Source organism: Corynebacterium lipophiloflavum DSM 44291, from assembly GCF_000159635.1.
Lineage (GTDB): Bacteria > Actinomycetota > Actinomycetes > Mycobacteriales > Mycobacteriaceae > Corynebacterium > Corynebacterium lipophiloflavum.
The window spans coordinates 73,012-88,443 of the sequence record NZ_GG667192.1 but is presented as its reverse complement, the minus strand read 5'-3'; the positions used below and the strand labels follow the sequence as shown (position 1 = coordinate 88,443).

Below are 15,432 nucleotides of genomic sequence, written 5' to 3'. Positions count from 1 at the left end.
TCCGGCTGTCAACCGGGGCTAGCCTATGTCCACCAACAAGGGGTCAGGTCCGCCTGGGTAAGTGGAGGGAATGACGGGAATCGAACCCGCGTCTTCAGCTTGGAAGGCTGAGGTATTAGCCACTATACGACATTCCCATGCGGTAACGCGGGTCATAGTGTAACGCACTGCACGGCCGGTGACCAAAAGGGGAACTAATTTCACGCTGCGCCCGTTTGACTTGGGTGAAAGCTACCTTCTAAAGAGAGGCTAACCCGTGGAACTGCTACTCCTGCTCGCCGTTGTCGGCGGCGCCATCTACCTGATCAGCACTCGCGCGCGTGGTGGATCGCGCAAGCAGCTTGAGCAAGAGCAGCTTGACGACGCCCTCGCTGACGCCAAGCGCTGGACCGACCGGCTCGGCTCCCAAGTGCTTAACCTAGCCGGCACTGACACCGCATCCACCCAGGCCATGGCGGACGCCTCCGAGCGTTTCACCGCAGCTTCCGCCGCGCTTGCCGACGCCCGCACTGTCAAGCAGGCACACCTGGCACGCGAATCCGCCCTCGAGGGTCTGCACTACGTCAACGCCGCCCGTGAGATCATGGGCATGCCCCCTGGCCCGCCGCTGTCGGAGCTCGAAGGTCAGCGCCGCGCGGGCCGCGTCACGGAGCAGCGCACAGTGACCCAGGAAGACGGCACGGAGATTACTGCATCTCCCACCGCCTCCGAGCAGACCCCGCACTATTACCCCGGTGGTTCTGTGGCGGGTCGCCCTGTGCCCGCCGGGTGGTACTCGTCCGCGTGGTGGGCTCCCGCAATGATGACGGGCATGTGGGCCGCGAGCTCGATGATGTTCTACTCGGCCATGTTCGCCGGTATGGCCGGCACTCCGTCCGCGGCCGAGTTCGAAGCCGGTGACGCTGGTGCCGATGCGGGCGCCGATATGGGCGACGCCGGTGATGCGGGCGCAGACGCGGGTGATGCCGGAGGCGATTTCGGCGGGGACGCCGGCGGCGACGGCGGCTTCTTCGGTGGCGATTTCGGCGGCGACGGCGGCTTCGATTTCGGCGGTTTCGACTTCTAAGCCCGCAACGGCACCGCTGTCCCACCGCTACTGTGAAGGCAGCACTGCCCAATGGGGGCGCGGCCGCGGCGGCGCGCTAGACTCTCCGGAAGCATTGCTTTGACCATCTAGCTGGTAAGGAGCCGCGATGCGCATTGCCGTATTGCTGAAAGAAGTTCCGGATACGTACAGCGACCGCACCATGAACCTCGAGACGGGCCTGACGGACCGCACGGGTGACGTCGTCGCCGACGAGGTAGGCGAGCGCGCCGTCGAGGCCGCCCTGCGGATCGCGGAGGCCGCCGGCGACAGTTCGGTCGACATTTTAAGCGTCGGCCCGGAAAGTGCGGTCGGCTCGATCCGCAAAGGGATCGCGATGGGTGCGGCGGAGGCCTACCTCGTCTCGGACGAGAAACTGATCGGAGCCGATCTGACGCTGACGGCTGAGGTGCTTGCGGCGCTGGTGAAGAAGAACGGCTACGACCTCGTTGTCACCGGTGCGGCTTCGTCCGACGGCGCCAGCGGTGTCATCGCCGCGATGGTTGGCGAGCTGCTTTCCATCCCCGCCCTGACCAACCTCATCGATCTCAGCGTCGAGGGCACCACGGTCACCGCCAGCCAAGCCAGCGATGGCGCGGTGGTCCAGCTGACCTGCGAGCTGCCCGCCGTTGCTGCGGTGTCGGACGAGTTCCCGGACGCACGCTTCCCCAACTTCAAGGGCCTGATGGCGGCGAAGAAGAAGGAGATCAACGCGGTCACCCTCGACGAGCTCGGAGTCGATCCGGAGGATTGGACTCACCCGCGCGCCATTGTGGTCGACATCGCGCAGCGCCCCGCCCGCGAACGCGGAGAGATCATCAACGGCAACTCCGAGGCCGCAGCCAAGCTGGTCGACTTCCTCGAATCCAAAAACCTCACCACCCGGGAGGCACGCGCATGACGGACATCCTCGTCGTCATCAACCCCACGCACGACGACTCGCTCGACCTCGCAGCGGCGGAGCTGATCGGCGCAGCCAGCGAGATCGGCACGCCGGTGGCGCTGACGGTCACCGCCGATCACGCCGACGAGCTGGCGTCGCTGGGAGCCAGCCGCGTGCTTGTCGCGCCGGGAGCCTCGCTTGTCGACGCCACCGTCGCCGCGTTCGACCTGCTCTACCCGGCTGCAGTCGTGTTTGGCCATTCCGTGCGCGGGCGCGAAACCGCCGCCCGTTTCGCCGCGCGCACCCGCAAGGCCCTGCTCACCGATGTCGTCGGTCTGCGCCGCGACCCCGAGGGCGTTGTGGCAGATCACTCCAACTTCGGTGGGGCCTACACCGCCGTTGGTGCGGCGACGCATTCGGCGCCGGTGGTGACGCTGCGACCTGGGTCCGTCGACAAGCGGGCGCAGCCTGCGACGCCCGCGGTGGAAACCCTCGAAGTCGCCGCCAGTGATGCGCGCAGCGCCACGGTGGTCAAGGTCACCCCCGTCGTGCGCTCAAGCCCGCGGCCCGACCTGGTCACCGCCGACAAAGTCGTCGCCGGTGGCGTCTCGCTCGGCTCGGAGGAGTCCTTCGAGCAGCTCGTCGGCGGGCTTGCCGACGCCCTCGGCGCCGCCGTCGGCGCGACCCGCTCCGCCGTCGACGAGGGCCAGGTGCCGTACGAAGCGCAGATCGGCCAGACGGGCGTGCTTGTGTCCCCGAAACTGTATATCGGCGTCGGCATCTCGGGTGCGATCCAGCACCTCGTGGGCATGCAGACCTCCGACACGATCGTCGCCATCAACAACGATCCAGACGCGCCGATTTTCGAGGTCGCGGATTTCGGCATCGTCGGCGACATCTTCGACATCGTCCCCAAGATCATCTCCGAGCTCGACTCCAGGAAGTAGAAACCGATGCAGACACCACTGCGCCGTGGCCTCCCCCGGGTGGCAGGTGGCGAGCCCTGGCCGCCCGCCGGTGCGGTCGTTGACCTCGACGTACCCGAAACCCCCGCACCCGAAACCCCCGCACCCGAAACCCCCGCACCCGCCCAGCCCGAGCCCGCAGACGGCCTCAGCGCTGTCGCGGTGCGCCGCGGTTTACCCCGCACCACTGGTGGCGAGGCGTACCCGCCGGTCAGCGAAACCTACATCGCGCTGCCTGCGGCGGCTTTGCGCGAGCCGGAACCAGCTCCAGAGCCCGCCTCCGAACCGGCGCCGGCAGCGGAAGCGACGCAGCAGCCCGCTCCCGTGAAGCCCGTGGCGCCGAAACCGGCCACCGCGAGCGCGGATACACCCTCGCGCAACTGGGCCCGGTGGCTTTCCCCCGCGATTGCGTTCGGTTTCGCCCTCGCGCTTGCCGTGCTGCTAGCGCGCTACATTGCGGGCACCGACGCAGGTGGGCAGTTCATCCAACGCTTCGACGGCCGCCAGCCGCTGCCCGCAGGCACCCCGGTGGGCATCCCCGCCTGGCTGAACTGGGCCCACTTTTTCAACATGCTCCTCATGGTGCTCATCATCAAGACGGGACTGTCCGTGCGCAGCGAGCGCAAACCCGAAGCCTACTGGGCTCCGAAGAACAACCCGCGGGCCAAGATTTCGCTGACGCTGTGGCTCCACCTGGCGCTCGACATCGCCTGGGTGGCCCTCGGCGCAGTGTTTTACGTACTGCTCTTCTCCACCGGCCAGTGGGCGCGGATCGTGCCCACGAGCTGGGACACCTTCCCCAATGCGCTCTCGGCGGGCCTGCAGTACCTCACCCTGAACTGGCCCGAGGAAAACGGCTGGGTGCATTACAACGCCCTCCAGGAGCTGACCTACTTCGCGGTCGTGTTCATCGCCGCGCCCCTGGCGATTGTCTCGGGCGCGCGGATGAGCCCGTGGTGGCCGAAGAGCTGGTCCTTCGTGTCGATGAAAGCGGCACGCTCGATCCACTTTCCCACCATGATCTTCTTCGTGGTGTTCATCATCACCCACGTCGGACTCGTTCTTTTGACCGGCATGCGCCGCAACCTCAACGCGATGTTCGCCGCGCGTGGCGACGTCGACCCGGCCACCTACGCCACCGACTGGACCGGCACCTTGGTCTTCCTCGGTGCGCTCGCCGTGATCGCGGCGGCGTGGTTCGCCGCGCGCCCGCTGGTGGTGGCACCCGTGGCGCGCCTGACGGGAACCGTCTCTCAACGCTAGGGGGTGCCGGTGCGCCGCCAGGTGCCGTCGACAAGCTCGATAGCGCCCTCGGCCGCGAACTGATCCAGCCACCCCTGCATCGGGAACTCGCCCCATTTGGAGTGGAAGTAGGCGGCGTTGGCCAGGATGTCGTCGAGATGCTCCCACGGCGGCGAGGACACCGGGTGGTGCTGGTGGTAGGCGTGGGCGCCGCCGACCCAGTACAGCTCGATGCCGTCGCGGGCAAGGTTGCGGGCAAAGTCCGTGTCCTCGCCCCCGTAGCCGGAGAAGCCCGGGTCGAACCCGCCGAAGCTTTCCTCGATGCGCTGCCAGGTCTCGGCGCGCAGGGCGAACGACAGGGACCAAAAAAGGTTGTAGTCGCCTGCCTTCTCCACCTCCCCCGGCGCGGGGTTCGGCCTCGCCGGGTGCGGGTCGGGGTTGATGGTGCGCAGCTCGCCGGGCGCCATATACGTCACCGGGCCAGCCACCACCGCGCCCGGGTGGGTGGCAAGCGCCTCGACGTAGCCGCCCACCAGATCTCCCGAGGCGACGCAGTCCGCGTCGAGGAAGATCAGGATCTCCGCGCCGCGCTCGATCGCGGTGCGGGCGGCCAAGTTGCGCGCGGCGGCGAGGTTGCGCCGCCCGGCCACCACCGTGGACTCCGGCACCGCCTTGCGCAGCGCAGCTGCATCGGCAAGCGCGACGGTGATGTGCTCGGTGCCCTCGGGGGTGAGGTTGACCTGGTGGGTCAGATGCGCGGCGCGGCTGGCGTCGGCAAGCGAGACGATCGCGATGCGCTGCGACGCTTGCCCGGCCACCCGCGCGATCACCTCTGCCGCCCGGCGCGCCGCGCCCTCGGTCTCCCAGCGCGACCAGTCGGGCTTAAGCGCGGCGGCGCGGCGCAGCAGCTCCGGCCACGTATCGGGGGCGGGGAAGGTTTCGGCGACGAGGGCTAGCCCGGCGCGCTGCACCTGGCGGGCGTTGAGTTTCTGCTCGATAAACGGACGCGGCTGCGGCAGCAGGATCGCCGGCGTGCGGGTCACCGCGAGATCCGCAATGGAGTTCTGGCCCCCGGCGCTGACCACGACCCCGGCGGCGCTGAGCAGCTCGGTGGGATCGTCGACGCGGTTGTCGCCCTCGAGGTAAGTAAACCGGTAGCCCTCGCAGGCGGCCTCCACGCCCGCCCAATCACTAGGTTCCCACGTCGCACCGCCCTTGCCCACCATGACCACCACGTGGGTGGAGTCGCGGTGCACTTGCTCGCGCATGTGCAGCCGCGAGATCCCGCCGACGGCGTGCACGCGGCTTGCGTGGGCGTGTAAATGATCCGGCAGCTCCACCCACGACGGCCACGCCGCGATGATCGCGTCGGCCTGGGTATAGGCGAGCTGGTGCGGGGCGTCGTCGCGAAGCCCGGGCATGGCCAGGGTGATCACGGGAACGCCCAGAAGCCGCACGAGCGCCCCGACCTCGACGGAGACGTCCACGTAGAAGGCCTTGGGGTTGTTGTCCGCGATCCACTGCGCGATCTGCGCCATGCGGCTTTGCAGGTCGCGGTTGCCGTACGGCGCGTAGTGCAGCGTCCCTCCGGCCGTCATCGCACGGTCGTGGGGGCGCTCGCGGTTGTCCATTGCGTCGTCGGCAATCACGACGTCGGCGCTGTCGGCGGTGGACAGGATCACCGCGCGTTCGCCGAGCAGCGCCAACTGTTTCTGGATCTCCCTGCAGCGCTGCAGGTGACCGGAGCCGTGGTGGTGGGCGTAGATCCCGATCACTTCACCATCACCTCCCGGTAGAAATCCGTGTAGCGGCGCGCCGTTTGGATCAGGGAGTGGTTGTCCACCACCCATTCGCGCACCGTGGGCCGCTTGATGTGCAGCGCCGAATGGATCGCCTCGGCCAGTGACACCACGTCGTCCGGCTGCGCCAGTGCCGCGGGCGCCTTGGCAAGCAGCTCACCGAGCCCACCGCGGGCGAACGCGGCGACGGGCGTGCCGCACGCCATCGACTCGAAAGCGACCAGGCCAAACGGCTCCTCCCAGCGTGGGGTCACCACGGTGACAGCGCAGCTGCCCACCAACGAGCGCAACCCGGCGTGGGACAGCTCTCCGAGCCAACGGATGGATTCGCCGTTGAGCCGCGGCGCGATCTCCTCCTGGAAGTAGCGGTGGTCGCCTTTGCGACCCGCGAGCAGCAGGGGCAACCCCAGTAACCGGCAGGCGTCGATAGCTAAATGCGGGCCCTTTTCCGGCACCAGGCGACCGAACCACACCGCCGCCGCCCCGCCGGGGCCCGGCGTCCAATCCGAGACGTTGACCCCGTTCGGGATCACAGTGACCGGCGAAGGGGTGCGCCAGTTGCTCGCGGTCGCGTGGCTGACGGCCGCGAACTCGCCCGCGTCGGCACCCGCGCGATCGATCACCGCCTGCAGCTCGTCGAGTACCGGGGTGTGAAGCGTGGTCACCATCGGCAGGGCCTGCGGCGACTCAGGCGACGGGAACATCCACGGGCTCAGCGAGTTGTTGTGCACCACGTCGTAGCCGCGCTGCACCAGCAGCTGGCGCAGCTCAATGAACGCGCGGTCCTCCCGCTCGCGCTCGCCCTCCGGGTAGCCGGTGTCGGACGTGAGCTCGGGGCTTGCTCCCCAGTCCACCCCGGGCAGCTCGAATTCCGGGCAGTTGCCGTCCGAGCCGCGCGCGGCGTAGAAGTCAACCTCGTGACCCTCCAGGCTCAGCGCCCTGACCATCGTGTGGCAAAATGCCTCGAGCCCACCCGCGTAGGGCTCGCGGATGGGGTATCGCGCGGGCGCGACGAACGCGATCTTCAACCCCGGCGCGCGGCTCACCGTCGCTTCACTCGGCATCACGATCGTCATCGGCGCTTCACCTCCTCTCCTGCTCTTTTCGTGGTGTTAAAACTATCCAGAACGCTTCGGTATATCTCGGCGTGCGTGGCGCGCACCCGGCGCAATTGATCCACCCTATCGCCCAAATACGGCACAGTGCCACGGGCGAGGAGGCGCGCGGCTGCGTCAGCGGCGCTGGCCCCGTCCGCGCTGCGGTAGACCTCCACCGCCTCGGGCCGGTCAACTTGGTCGGCGTAGCAGCCCGTATCGGGCACCACCACGCCGGTGCCCAAGTCCCGGCACATCTCCAGCCAGCCGGAATGCGTGCCCCGGGTGTAGGGCAGCACGCAGGCGGTCAACGCGGCGACCTCGCGGTGCAGCGCGGAGTCATCGAAGGGATCGTGCACCACCAGATCGACCTCGCCCGCCAACGCCGCGCGTAGCTCAGCAGTTGCAGGCTCGTCGTGGACGAACACGCGCAACGCAACACGTCGGCTGAGGTCGAGGTAAAACTGCGGGTCGCGCACCACGTTGGAGCGCAGGGACTTGAGAAACACCCCGACGACAGGCTCCCGGCGCACTGCCGGGGGCTCGGTCACAATTGCGGGGTGCGGCACGACGGTGACGTTGCGCGCCGCGAAGGCGTCGTCAAGCGTGCGCGCCGCGCACTCGGTGAGCGTGATCACCGCGCTCGCCGCATCCACGAGGGTGCGCAGCCGCTGGTGGTGGGCGGTTTGGTCCGCCAGGTGCGGGTTGTCGATGTCGTGGGCCGTGACGACGAGCGGGATGGGCAGCGCCTCAACCAACTGCTCGACCTGTTCGGGCGAGCGGTGCTCAAAGCCGAAGTGGATGTGCACCAGGTCCGCGGCGGGCGGGGTGCGCCAAAACTCGGCCTCGAGCGCCGGGTGCGGCCACCAGTTGCCGTCTATGTCCGGATCGGGCAGGTACTCAACACCGGCAGGGCGAATTGCCTGCGTGTAGGGATGTTGGGCGGGAATGGACAAAACCCGCACGTCGCGTACGTGCTTGCTCACTCCATCAATATAAACAATTGTGAATCTGAGTGCTCTGCTGCGTCCAGCTAAAAGTTTCACCCACCCCGCGGTTGGTATCTTAGGGGCCATGCCCACCCTCACCGTCGTCGGAAACTGCCAGGCGGAATCGACCCGCAGGCTGCTCATGAGCTGCGGAAAGTTCGCCTCCGAGCGCATCGCCCCCGTGCACGAACTCACGGCGGAGGACATGGGGTGGTTCGGCAACCTCATCGCGCGGACCGATGTCCTTGTCACCCAGCCAATCCGCGACAACTACCGTGGCCTGCCCGTCGGCACATCGCAGCTGATCAGCCAGCTGCCCGCCCACGCTGTCCACCAGGTGGTGCCCGTGCTGCGTTTCGACGCCCTCATGCCCTACCAGGCGATCATCCGCGACCCCGACGACCCCTCCCTGAACCCGCCGGTGGTGCCGTACCACGACCTGCGCATCCTCGCCGCGGTCGCGCGCGGCCTTGACCGAGCAGTGGAAATCTCGCCTCCGCCGGCGGCGCTGCGGCGCGCGGCCTTGATGTCGATCGCGGAAATCCGCTCGCGCGAACAGCGCCACGGCGCGGTCGTCATCTCCGACTACCTTGAGACGTCCCCGGTGTGGCACACGGTCAACCACCCGGACAACGCGACGCTCGTAGTGCTGGCCGAGCGCATCCTCGCCGCACTCGGCATTACCGGCGGCGTTAGCGCCCCCGACTACGAGATGCTCGGCGAGCTTGACGCACCCGTCGCACCCGAGGCGGCCGCGGCCCTGGGAGTCAGGGTCGCCGGCCGCGCGCACTGGACCCGGCGCGGCGGCGAGGTGATCGACCACGACGACATCGTCGCGCGGCAGCTGGAGTTCTACCGGGCCAGCCCGGCGCTTGTCGCGCACGGGATGAGGCGACACGCGCAGCGGCTGAGCACCCTGGGGCTGGCATGAAACACCTCATCGTCGGCCCGGAGGGCCACGGCGTCACCGCCTACGCGCTGCAGCTCGCAGCCGCGCTCGGCGTGGGCGAGCGCGACATCATCCGAGAGGAGGCATTCACTCACGCCCCGCTTGCCGACTCCCCCATCCACGTCACGTTCACCGACCACCTCTTCGGCGCCCAACCGCTCGCGGCGGTCGAGGCGCTGCTAAGCCGCCTGGGCGGGCGCCCTGCCTCGGTGTCCTTCCACGATGTCCCGCAGCCCGAGGAAGGCAGAGAGCGTTGCGCGCGCCGTGCCGAGGCCTACCAGCGCTTGCGCGACGCCGCGGCGGTCAGCGTTGTGAACTCCCACCACGAGGCGCAATTTTTCAACCAGGCCCCCGCGGTGATCCGTCTGCCGATCCCGCGCGTTTCATCCCATTTCGACCCGGTCCCCGGCACGGTGGGCATTCTGGGATTCCTCTACCCAGGCAAGGGCCACGAGGACCTCATCGCGGCGCTCGAAGGCACCGCCTACGACCTGCGCTTCCTCGGCGCGGTCTCGCAGGGCCACGAGCAGTGGGCGCGCGATCTCAGCTCTCACGCCGCCCGCGTGGAGATCACGGGCTGGCTCGGCGCGGACGAGCTCGCCTCCGAGATGGGCCGCGTCGCCGTACCGGTGTGCGCGCACCGTCATTTCTCCGCCTCAGGTTCGTTGATGACGTGGCTGGGCGCGGGCCGCAACGTGCTGGCCAGCGACTCGGCCTACACCCGCGAGATCGACAGGTGGCTGCCCGGACGCATCACGCTTGTGCGCGACGGCGCGTGGCGCGAGGCGGTGGAGCAGTTCACCCCGCGCGTGATAGATCCACCGAGCTACGGCTGGGGCGACGTCGCCGCGGCGTGGACAAGGCAGTGGGCGGCATGTGGCCTGACGTAAGCGTCATCATCCCCTATTACGACAACCCGGCGGGCCTGCGCGCCGTACTCGCAGCTCTTCGCGCGCAGGACTACCCGGCGCGGGTGGAGATCATAGTCGCCGACGACGGTTCCCCAACCCCGCCCGAGCAGGAGCCCTCGCTTGTCGACGCCCTGACCGACGTTATCACCGTGCGCCAGGACGACCTGGGCTTCCGCGCCGCCGCCGCGCGCAACCTGGGCGCCTCCGCGGCAACCGGCGAGGTCTACGCGTTTCTCGACGGCGACACCATTCCCCAGCCCAGCTACCTCACCGCCGCGGTGGCCCACGTGCAGCGCAACCGCCGGGCGGTGGTGGTGGGCACGCGGCTTACCGGCCCTGATCTGGTGGAGCCGAGCTGGCTGACCAAGGCCTGGGCCGCTACAGCCGATCTCGCGCGGGCCGATTCCACGAGCTGGCGCTACATCATCTCGGCCGTGCTGACCTGCTCGGCGAACTTCTTCCACCACATCGGCGGGTTCGATCCGGGCTTTGTCGGCTACGGCGGCGAGGATTGGGAGTTCGGGTGGCGCGCCTGGAACGCCGGCGCCGAGTTCGTGCACGAGCCGGGCGCGCTCGCGCACCACCCCGAGGCCGATTTCGGCGCCCGGCACTGCGACGAAGCTGAGGAGGTGCGGGTGAAAAACGCGGAGACACTCGCCCTCGCCGGGCGCATCACCCACCCCATCGCCCGGCCGGCGGGTGTCGTCTTCGACACCGCGGACCTGGCGGTGGTGGTCCCCGACTGCGGCGGACCCGGCGCACTCGAGGTGGTGATTTCTTCCTGGCTGCGCATCGACGCGCGCGTCTACACCCCCGTGCAACCGGCGCTTTTTAGGAACGATCCCCGGGTGCGCACGGGCCGCCCCGCGGGCGAGCGGCTGCGCGTCACGCTCGTCTCCCCGTGGGCGCTGGCGGACGCGGAGGCGTTTTACCGGCGCGCGACGGACAGGTTCTTCGTCCTGCCCGACGGCACCGAGGTCGCCTCCGCCCGGGCGCTGAGCCTCACCTCTCCGCGCACGCGAACCTCCGGGGCGTGGCTGGGGCTGATCCCGGTTGAGGGCCCGCAGCGCCTCGAGCGGATCTTCGCGGGCTGGTAGGGCCTACTCCTGCGGCAGGGCCGGGGCGACGCCGGTGTCCTCGTACTCGGCGAGGATGTCAATGCGGCGCTGGTGTCGCTGTTCGTTCGACCACTCCTGGCCGATGAAGGCGTCGACAATCGCGAGCGCCTCTGCCTCGGTGTGCATGCGCCCGCCGATGCCGATGAGCTGGGCGTTGTTGTGCTCGCGGGCCAGGCGCGCGGTCTCCGCGGACCACGCCAGGGCGCAGCGCGCGCCCTTGACCTTGTTCGCGGCGATCTGCTCGCCATTGCCGGAGCCGCCGAGCACGATTCCCAAGGAGCCCGGGTCCGCGACCGTGCACTCGGCGGCGGCGATGCAGAACGCGGGATAGTCGTCGGCGGCGTCGTAGACGTGCGCGCCGCAGTCGATGACCTCGTGACCGGCGGCCTCGAGGTGCTCCTTGATCTGGTTCTTCCGCTCGAAACCGGCGTGGTCTGCCCCAAGATAAATACGCATGGTGCCCACTTTAGGCCCCCGGCTCGCCCAGCGCGAAGCGCACACCGGTGAGCTCTTCGGAGACCTCCCACAGGCGCGCGGCGCTCGCCGCATCCTGGGCGGCCTGCGACCTGCCCACCAGCGTGGGATACCCCCTCATCTGCGCGAACCCGTCGGGGCCGACGAAGCTGTCGCCGGGAATGTCCTCCACCGCGGCGTACAGCGTCGGCAGCGCGCCCATCTCGGCGGACTGAGCGACCGTGCGGTTGGCAAACCGCATCACGGCGTCCATGAGCCGCTTCTCGGAGTGGCCCTGCAGGTTGGTGTCGCTGTAGCCGGGGTGGGCGGCGACGGCGACCACGCGGGAGCCGGCGTCGTCCAGCTTGCGGTTGAGCTCCGAGGTAAACAGCAGGTTCGCCAGCTTCGACGCCCCGTAGGCGTACATTTGCGAGTACTTCCGGTGCGAGAAGTTGAGGTCCTCGACGTCCAAGTCTGCCTGGCGGTGAGCCATGGATGAGAGCGTGACCACCTTGCCCGTAATCGAGGGCAGCAGAAGGTTGGTCAGCGCGAAATGGCCGAGGTGGTTGGTGCCCATCTGCAGCTCAAAGCCGTCGGCCGTGGTGGCGAACGGCACGTACATGATGCCGGCGTTGTTGATCAGGACGTCGATAGGCCCGCGCTCGGCCGTGGATTCAGCGAAGCGGCGCACGGAGGAGAGATCCGCCAAGTCGAGGTGCTCGACGTCAACGGAGCCGCTAATACGGGCGGCGGCCTCGCGGCCCTTGTCCTCGTTACGAACCGCGAGGGTGACGTCCGCACCCGCGCGGGCGAGCTCGCGGGCCGTGACGAAACCGAGACCGCTGTTGGCCCCGGTGATAATGAAGCGCTTGCCGGCAACCCCGGCGATGCGCTGGGCGTCCCAGCGCTCGGATGCCCGTTGCGGCATGGGCTTAGACCTGCGGGCTTTCGGTGCGCGAGCGCTTGAGCTCGAAGAAGTACGGGAACGCGGAGAGCGTGACGGAGGCATCGAAAAGCTTGCCTGCCTCCTCGCCCTGGGGCACGCGGGTGATCACGGGGCCGAAGAAAGCGGTGTCGCCGAGCTTAAGCACCGGGGTGCCCACGTCGTCGCCGACGGCGTCCATCGCCGAGGCGTGGTAGCCGCGCAGCAGGTCGTCGGCGTCGGTGGTATCAGCCACCTCGGCGCAGGTGCCGGGCACGCCAACCTTGTCCAGGGCCGCGGCGATAATGTCGTTGTAGGCGCCGGTGCCCTGCTTGCCGCCCTGGCCTTCGGTGTGGATCTTCGTGCCCATTGCGGTGTAGAGCTCGTCGATCTTCTCCGGGTGCTCCTGCTTCACCTTGGCGAAGACGCGCGCCGGACCCCAGGCTGCCTCCATCGCGGCGAGGTAGTCCTCGGGCAGATCGCGGCCGTCGTTAAGCACGGCGAGCGACATGGGGACCCACTCGACCTCGATGTCGCGGACCTTTTCCACCTCCTTGATCCAGCGGGAGGTTTGCCAGCAGAACGGGCAGGTTGCGTCGAACCAGAAAGTTACTTTGTCAGTCATGTCCCCGAGCCTAGCGAAATCGCATGGGCGGGTAGCGTGGACGATTATGAAGACTAACCTTTCGCGTATCGACGCCCAGGCCCGCGCCGCGCTCATCGCGGACGTGCACTACGACATCCACCTCGACATCACGGGCGAGGACATCTTCACCTCCACCACCACGGTGAGATTTACCTCCACGCAGGGCGAGACGTTCTTTGATCTCGTCGCCGACTCGTTTTCCGCCAGCCTCGACGGCGCGGAGCTTAACGGGCGAGACATGGTCCTTGAGGCCGGATCCCACGAGCTGACGGTCACCGCAACCTCCGCCTACAGCCGCACGGGCGAGGGCCTGCACAAGTTCACCGACCCGGCCGACGGCAAGGACTACCTCTACACCCAGTTCGAGCCGGCCTACGGCATGAAAGTGTTCGCCTGCTTTGACCAGCCCGATATCAAGGCCACCTACTCCATTTCGGTGACCGCGCCCGAGCGCTACGTCGTCGTCCTCAACGAGAAAGCCGCCCGGGACGGCGACACCTGGTCGTGCGAGATCACCTACCCGCTGTCGACCTACCTCGTCGCGGTGTGCGCCGGCGAGTACGAATCGGTTCACGATACCTTCTCCGATGAGAACAAGAGCATCGAGCTGGGCCTCTACGCCCGTGCCAGCCTGATCGAGCACCTCGACGCCGAGCGCCTGCTGCGCCAGACGAAGGACGGGTTCGTCTATTTCCACGAGAACTTCGCGCTGCCCTACCCCTTTGGCAAGTACGACCAGATCTTCTGCCCGGAGTACAACATGGGCGCGATGGAAAACGCCGGTGCGGTAACGTTCCGCGACGAGTACATCTTCACTTCCGAGCCGACCCCGCACAAGGTCGAGCGTCGCAACGACACCATCCTGCACGAGATGGCGCACATGTGGTTCGGCGACCTCGTGACCATGCAGTGGTGGGACGACCTGTGGCTCAATGAGTCGTTCGCCACCTGGGCGTCCGCGATCGCGCAGACCGAGATCGGCGAGTACCCGAACGCCTGGGTCACCTTCGCCGCCATTGAGAAGGCCTGGGCGTACTCCCAGGACCAGCTGCCGACAACCCACCCGATCGCAGCGGACGCGCCCGACATCGAGTCCGCCGAGCAGAACTTCGACGGCATCACCTACGCCAAGGGCGCGTCCGTGCTCAAGCAGCTGCAGGCCTACGTGGGCCGCGATGAGTTCTTCGCCGGCGTGCGCGAACACTTCCGCAACCACGCTTTCGCCAACGCGACCTTTGCCGACCTACTCGGTGCGCTCGAGGCGGCGAGCGGGCGCGACCTGTCGCAGTGGTCGCAGCAGTGGCTGCGCACCACCGGCGTGTCCCGCCTCTACCCGGAGATCACGGGGAACTACTTCGCGGTGGTGCAGGAGTCCGACGTGCAGCGCAGCCACCGCATTGGTGTGGGGCTGTACTCGCTTATCGACGGCCGCGTCACCCGCACCCACGACACCGAGATCTTCATCGAGGGCAGCCGCACCGAGATCCCCGAATTCGCCGGCGTGAAACACGACCTGGCGTTGGTCAACGACCGCGACCTCACCTACTGCCTGATGGGCCTGACCGAAGAGCACATGCGCTTCGTGCTCGAGCACATCAGCGCGATTGAGGATCCGATGGCGCGCACGCTGTGCTGGTCGGCAGCCTGGGAGGCGACGCGCGACGGGCGCTTGCCGGCGCGCGAGTTTGTCAAGCTCGTGGCCGCACACGTTGCCGCGGAGGACCAGCCGACCGTCCAGGAACGCTTGCTGAGTCAGGCCGTGACCGCGGCGACGCTCTACGTCGCCCCCGAATTCCGCGGCGAGGCCACCGCCATGCTCAACGACGCTCTGCGCGGTACCGAGCCGGCGGTGATCTTCGACCGAGCGCTCGCTCGCCTTCCGCTTGACGACGCTTCCGCCGCACACCTCGCTCAGCTGCTCGAGACCTCCGACAACAAAGAACTGCGCTGGCTGGCGCTGACCGCTCTCATCGCGCACGGCACGCGCGGCGTCGACGACGCCGACGCTGTGGACGATCCGTCGTCCGAGGGCGCCGTGTCCAAGCTGCGCGCACGCGCGGTGGCCGACAAGCGCTGGGCGTGGGAGGAGATCACGCGTTCCGATCGCTCCAACCTGGAAATCCGCTACCTCATGGACGGGCTGACGTTCAACGCCGAGGGCCTCGAGGGCTTGAGCGACGAGTATTTCCGCATCGCGCCTGAACTGTGGGATCGCCTCACCAACGAGATGGCGCAGCGCACCTTGGAGGGCATCTACCCGATGTGGGACATCTCCGAGGAGGCGATCGCCAAGGCCGATGCCCTCCTCGCGCGAGAGGACCTCACCGCGGGGCTGCGCCGTGTGCTGTCCGAGGGGCGCGATCGCGCGGCGCGCGCG

General features: G+C 68.2%; 14 protein-coding genes and 1 tRNA gene. 8 read left to right on the top strand and 7 right to left on the bottom strand.

From position 1 onward, the window contains the following. Window positions 1-62: 62 nt before the first annotated feature. Window positions 63-137: transfer RNA gene (locus HMPREF0298_RS03640), tRNA-Gly, on the bottom strand. 119 nt (window positions 138-256) lie between these two features. Here HMPREF0298_RS03640 and HMPREF0298_RS03635 point away from each other — a divergent pair. The 4 genes from HMPREF0298_RS03635 (at window position 257) to HMPREF0298_RS03620 (ending at window position 4,195) form a co-directional block, all read left to right on the top strand. Then, a complete protein-coding gene (locus tag HMPREF0298_RS03635) occupies window positions 257-1,066 on the top strand; it encodes a hypothetical protein (protein WP_006839749.1) in 810 nt (269 codons plus the stop codon). Window positions 1,067-1,193: 127 nt separating this feature from the next. Then, window positions 1,194-1,985, top strand: coding sequence for an electron transfer flavoprotein subunit beta/FixA family protein (locus HMPREF0298_RS03630; protein WP_006839748.1), 792 nt, complete (start codon window positions 1,194-1,196; stop codon window positions 1,983-1,985). Continuing rightward, window positions 1,982-2,914 carry an electron transfer flavoprotein subunit alpha/FixB family protein gene (locus HMPREF0298_RS03625; RefSeq protein WP_006839747.1) on the top strand — a complete coding sequence of 311 codons (933 nt, stop codon included), beginning with the start codon at window positions 1,982-1,984 and terminating at the stop codon, window positions 2,912-2,914. The genes HMPREF0298_RS03630 and HMPREF0298_RS03625 overlap by 4 nt, the downstream gene beginning before the upstream one ends. Before the next feature lie 6 nt (window positions 2,915-2,920). Then, window positions 2,921-4,195, top strand: a complete 1,275-nt coding sequence (locus HMPREF0298_RS03620; protein WP_006839746.1) for a cytochrome b/b6 domain-containing protein — start codon at window positions 2,921-2,923, stop codon at window positions 4,193-4,195. On the opposite strand, the gene HMPREF0298_RS03615 is transcribed toward HMPREF0298_RS03620, so the two are convergent. From HMPREF0298_RS03615 to HMPREF0298_RS03605, 3 genes are read right to left on the bottom strand one after another with little or no spacing between them, the layout of a single operon-like run. Next, window positions 4,192-5,949: a glycosyltransferase gene (locus tag HMPREF0298_RS03615; RefSeq protein WP_006839745.1), complete on the bottom strand. Its 1,758-nt coding sequence runs from the start codon at window positions 5,947-5,949 to the stop codon at window positions 4,192-4,194. The genes HMPREF0298_RS03620 and HMPREF0298_RS03615 overlap by 4 nt on opposite strands. Next, the gene (locus HMPREF0298_RS03610; protein ID WP_006839744.1) at window positions 5,946-7,049 is read right to left on the bottom strand and encodes a glycosyltransferase; all 1,104 of its coding nucleotides are present in this window, start codon (window positions 7,047-7,049) and stop codon (window positions 5,946-5,948) included. The genes HMPREF0298_RS03615 and HMPREF0298_RS03610 overlap by 4 nt, the downstream gene beginning before the upstream one ends. Further along, complete coding sequence (locus HMPREF0298_RS03605) at window positions 7,046-8,053, bottom strand: glycosyltransferase family protein (RefSeq protein ID WP_006839743.1); 1,008 nt, start codon at window positions 8,051-8,053, stop codon at window positions 7,046-7,048. The genes HMPREF0298_RS03610 and HMPREF0298_RS03605 overlap by 4 nt, the downstream gene beginning before the upstream one ends. A gap of 88 nt (window positions 8,054-8,141) precedes the next feature. On the opposite strand from HMPREF0298_RS03605, the gene HMPREF0298_RS03600 reads away from it, so the two are divergent. Genes HMPREF0298_RS03600 through HMPREF0298_RS03590 form a run of 3 tightly spaced genes read left to right on the top strand, consistent with a single transcriptional unit; the run spans window position 8,142 to window position 11,013 of the window. After that, window positions 8,142-8,987 carry a WcbI family polysaccharide biosynthesis putative acetyltransferase gene (locus HMPREF0298_RS03600; protein WP_006839742.1) on the top strand — a complete coding sequence of 282 codons (846 nt, stop codon included), beginning with the start codon at window positions 8,142-8,144 and terminating at the stop codon, window positions 8,985-8,987. Then, window positions 8,984-9,895, top strand: a complete 912-nt coding sequence (locus HMPREF0298_RS03595; protein ID WP_006839741.1) for a glycosyltransferase family protein — start codon at window positions 8,984-8,986, stop codon at window positions 9,893-9,895. The genes HMPREF0298_RS03600 and HMPREF0298_RS03595 overlap by 4 nt, the downstream gene beginning before the upstream one ends. Beyond that, a complete protein-coding gene (locus HMPREF0298_RS03590; RefSeq protein ID WP_006839740.1) occupies window positions 9,880-11,013 on the top strand; it encodes a glycosyltransferase family 2 protein in 1,134 nt (377 codons plus the stop codon). The genes HMPREF0298_RS03595 and HMPREF0298_RS03590 overlap by 16 nt, the downstream gene beginning before the upstream one ends. Before the next feature lie 3 nt (window positions 11,014-11,016). On the opposite strand, the gene HMPREF0298_RS03585 is transcribed toward HMPREF0298_RS03590, so the two are convergent. The 3 genes from HMPREF0298_RS03585 to HMPREF0298_RS03575 are packed head-to-tail and all read right to left on the bottom strand — an operon-like array spanning window position 11,017 to window position 13,034. Beyond that, window positions 11,017-11,490, bottom strand: a complete 474-nt coding sequence (locus HMPREF0298_RS03585) for a ribose-5-phosphate isomerase (RefSeq protein WP_006839739.1) — start codon at window positions 11,488-11,490, stop codon at window positions 11,017-11,019. A 10-nt stretch (window positions 11,491-11,500) separates the two neighbouring features. Continuing rightward, window positions 11,501-12,415 (bottom strand): oxidoreductase, encoded by a 915-nt coding sequence (locus HMPREF0298_RS03580; RefSeq protein WP_006839738.1) that lies wholly within the window; start codon window positions 12,413-12,415, stop codon window positions 11,501-11,503. 4 nt (window positions 12,416-12,419) lie between these two features. Then, window positions 12,420-13,034: a DsbA family protein gene (locus HMPREF0298_RS03575; RefSeq protein WP_006839737.1), complete on the bottom strand. Its 615-nt coding sequence runs from the start codon at window positions 13,032-13,034 to the stop codon at window positions 12,420-12,422. Between the two features lie 46 nt (window positions 13,035-13,080). On the opposite strand from HMPREF0298_RS03575, the gene pepN reads away from it, so the two are divergent. After that, window positions 13,081-15,432: aminopeptidase N (pepN, locus tag HMPREF0298_RS03570; protein ID WP_006839736.1), on the top strand; the 2,352-nt coding region annotated here is incomplete at its 3' end.

Excerpts from the sequence above, each read along its gene's own strand:
- HMPREF0298_RS03590 (WP_006839740.1), top strand. The coding sequence starts at position 9,880 with ATGTGGCCTGACGTAAGCGTCATCATCCCCTATTACGACAACCCGGCG.
- HMPREF0298_RS03610 (WP_006839744.1), bottom strand. The coding sequence starts at position 7,049 with ATGACGATCGTGATGCCGAGTGAAGCGACGGTGAGCCGCGCGCCGGGG.
- HMPREF0298_RS03625 (WP_006839747.1), top strand. The coding sequence starts at position 1,982 with ATGACGGACATCCTCGTCGTCATCAACCCCACGCACGACGACTCGCTC.
- HMPREF0298_RS03580 (WP_006839738.1), bottom strand. The coding sequence starts at position 12,415 with ATGCCGCAACGGGCATCCGAGCGCTGGGACGCCCAGCGCATCGCCGGG.
- HMPREF0298_RS03595 (WP_006839741.1), top strand. The coding sequence starts at position 8,984 with ATGAAACACCTCATCGTCGGCCCGGAGGGCCACGGCGTCACCGCCTAC.
- HMPREF0298_RS03585 (WP_006839739.1), bottom strand. The coding sequence starts at position 11,490 with ATGCGTATTTATCTTGGGGCAGACCACGCCGGTTTCGAGCGGAAGAAC.
- HMPREF0298_RS03575 (WP_006839737.1), bottom strand. The coding sequence starts at position 13,034 with ATGACTGACAAAGTAACTTTCTGGTTCGACGCAACCTGCCCGTTCTGC.
- HMPREF0298_RS03630 (WP_006839748.1), top strand. The coding sequence starts at position 1,194 with ATGCGCATTGCCGTATTGCTGAAAGAAGTTCCGGATACGTACAGCGAC.
- HMPREF0298_RS03620 (WP_006839746.1), top strand. The coding sequence starts at position 2,921 with ATGCAGACACCACTGCGCCGTGGCCTCCCCCGGGTGGCAGGTGGCGAG.
- HMPREF0298_RS03600 (WP_006839742.1), top strand. The coding sequence starts at position 8,142 with ATGCCCACCCTCACCGTCGTCGGAAACTGCCAGGCGGAATCGACCCGC.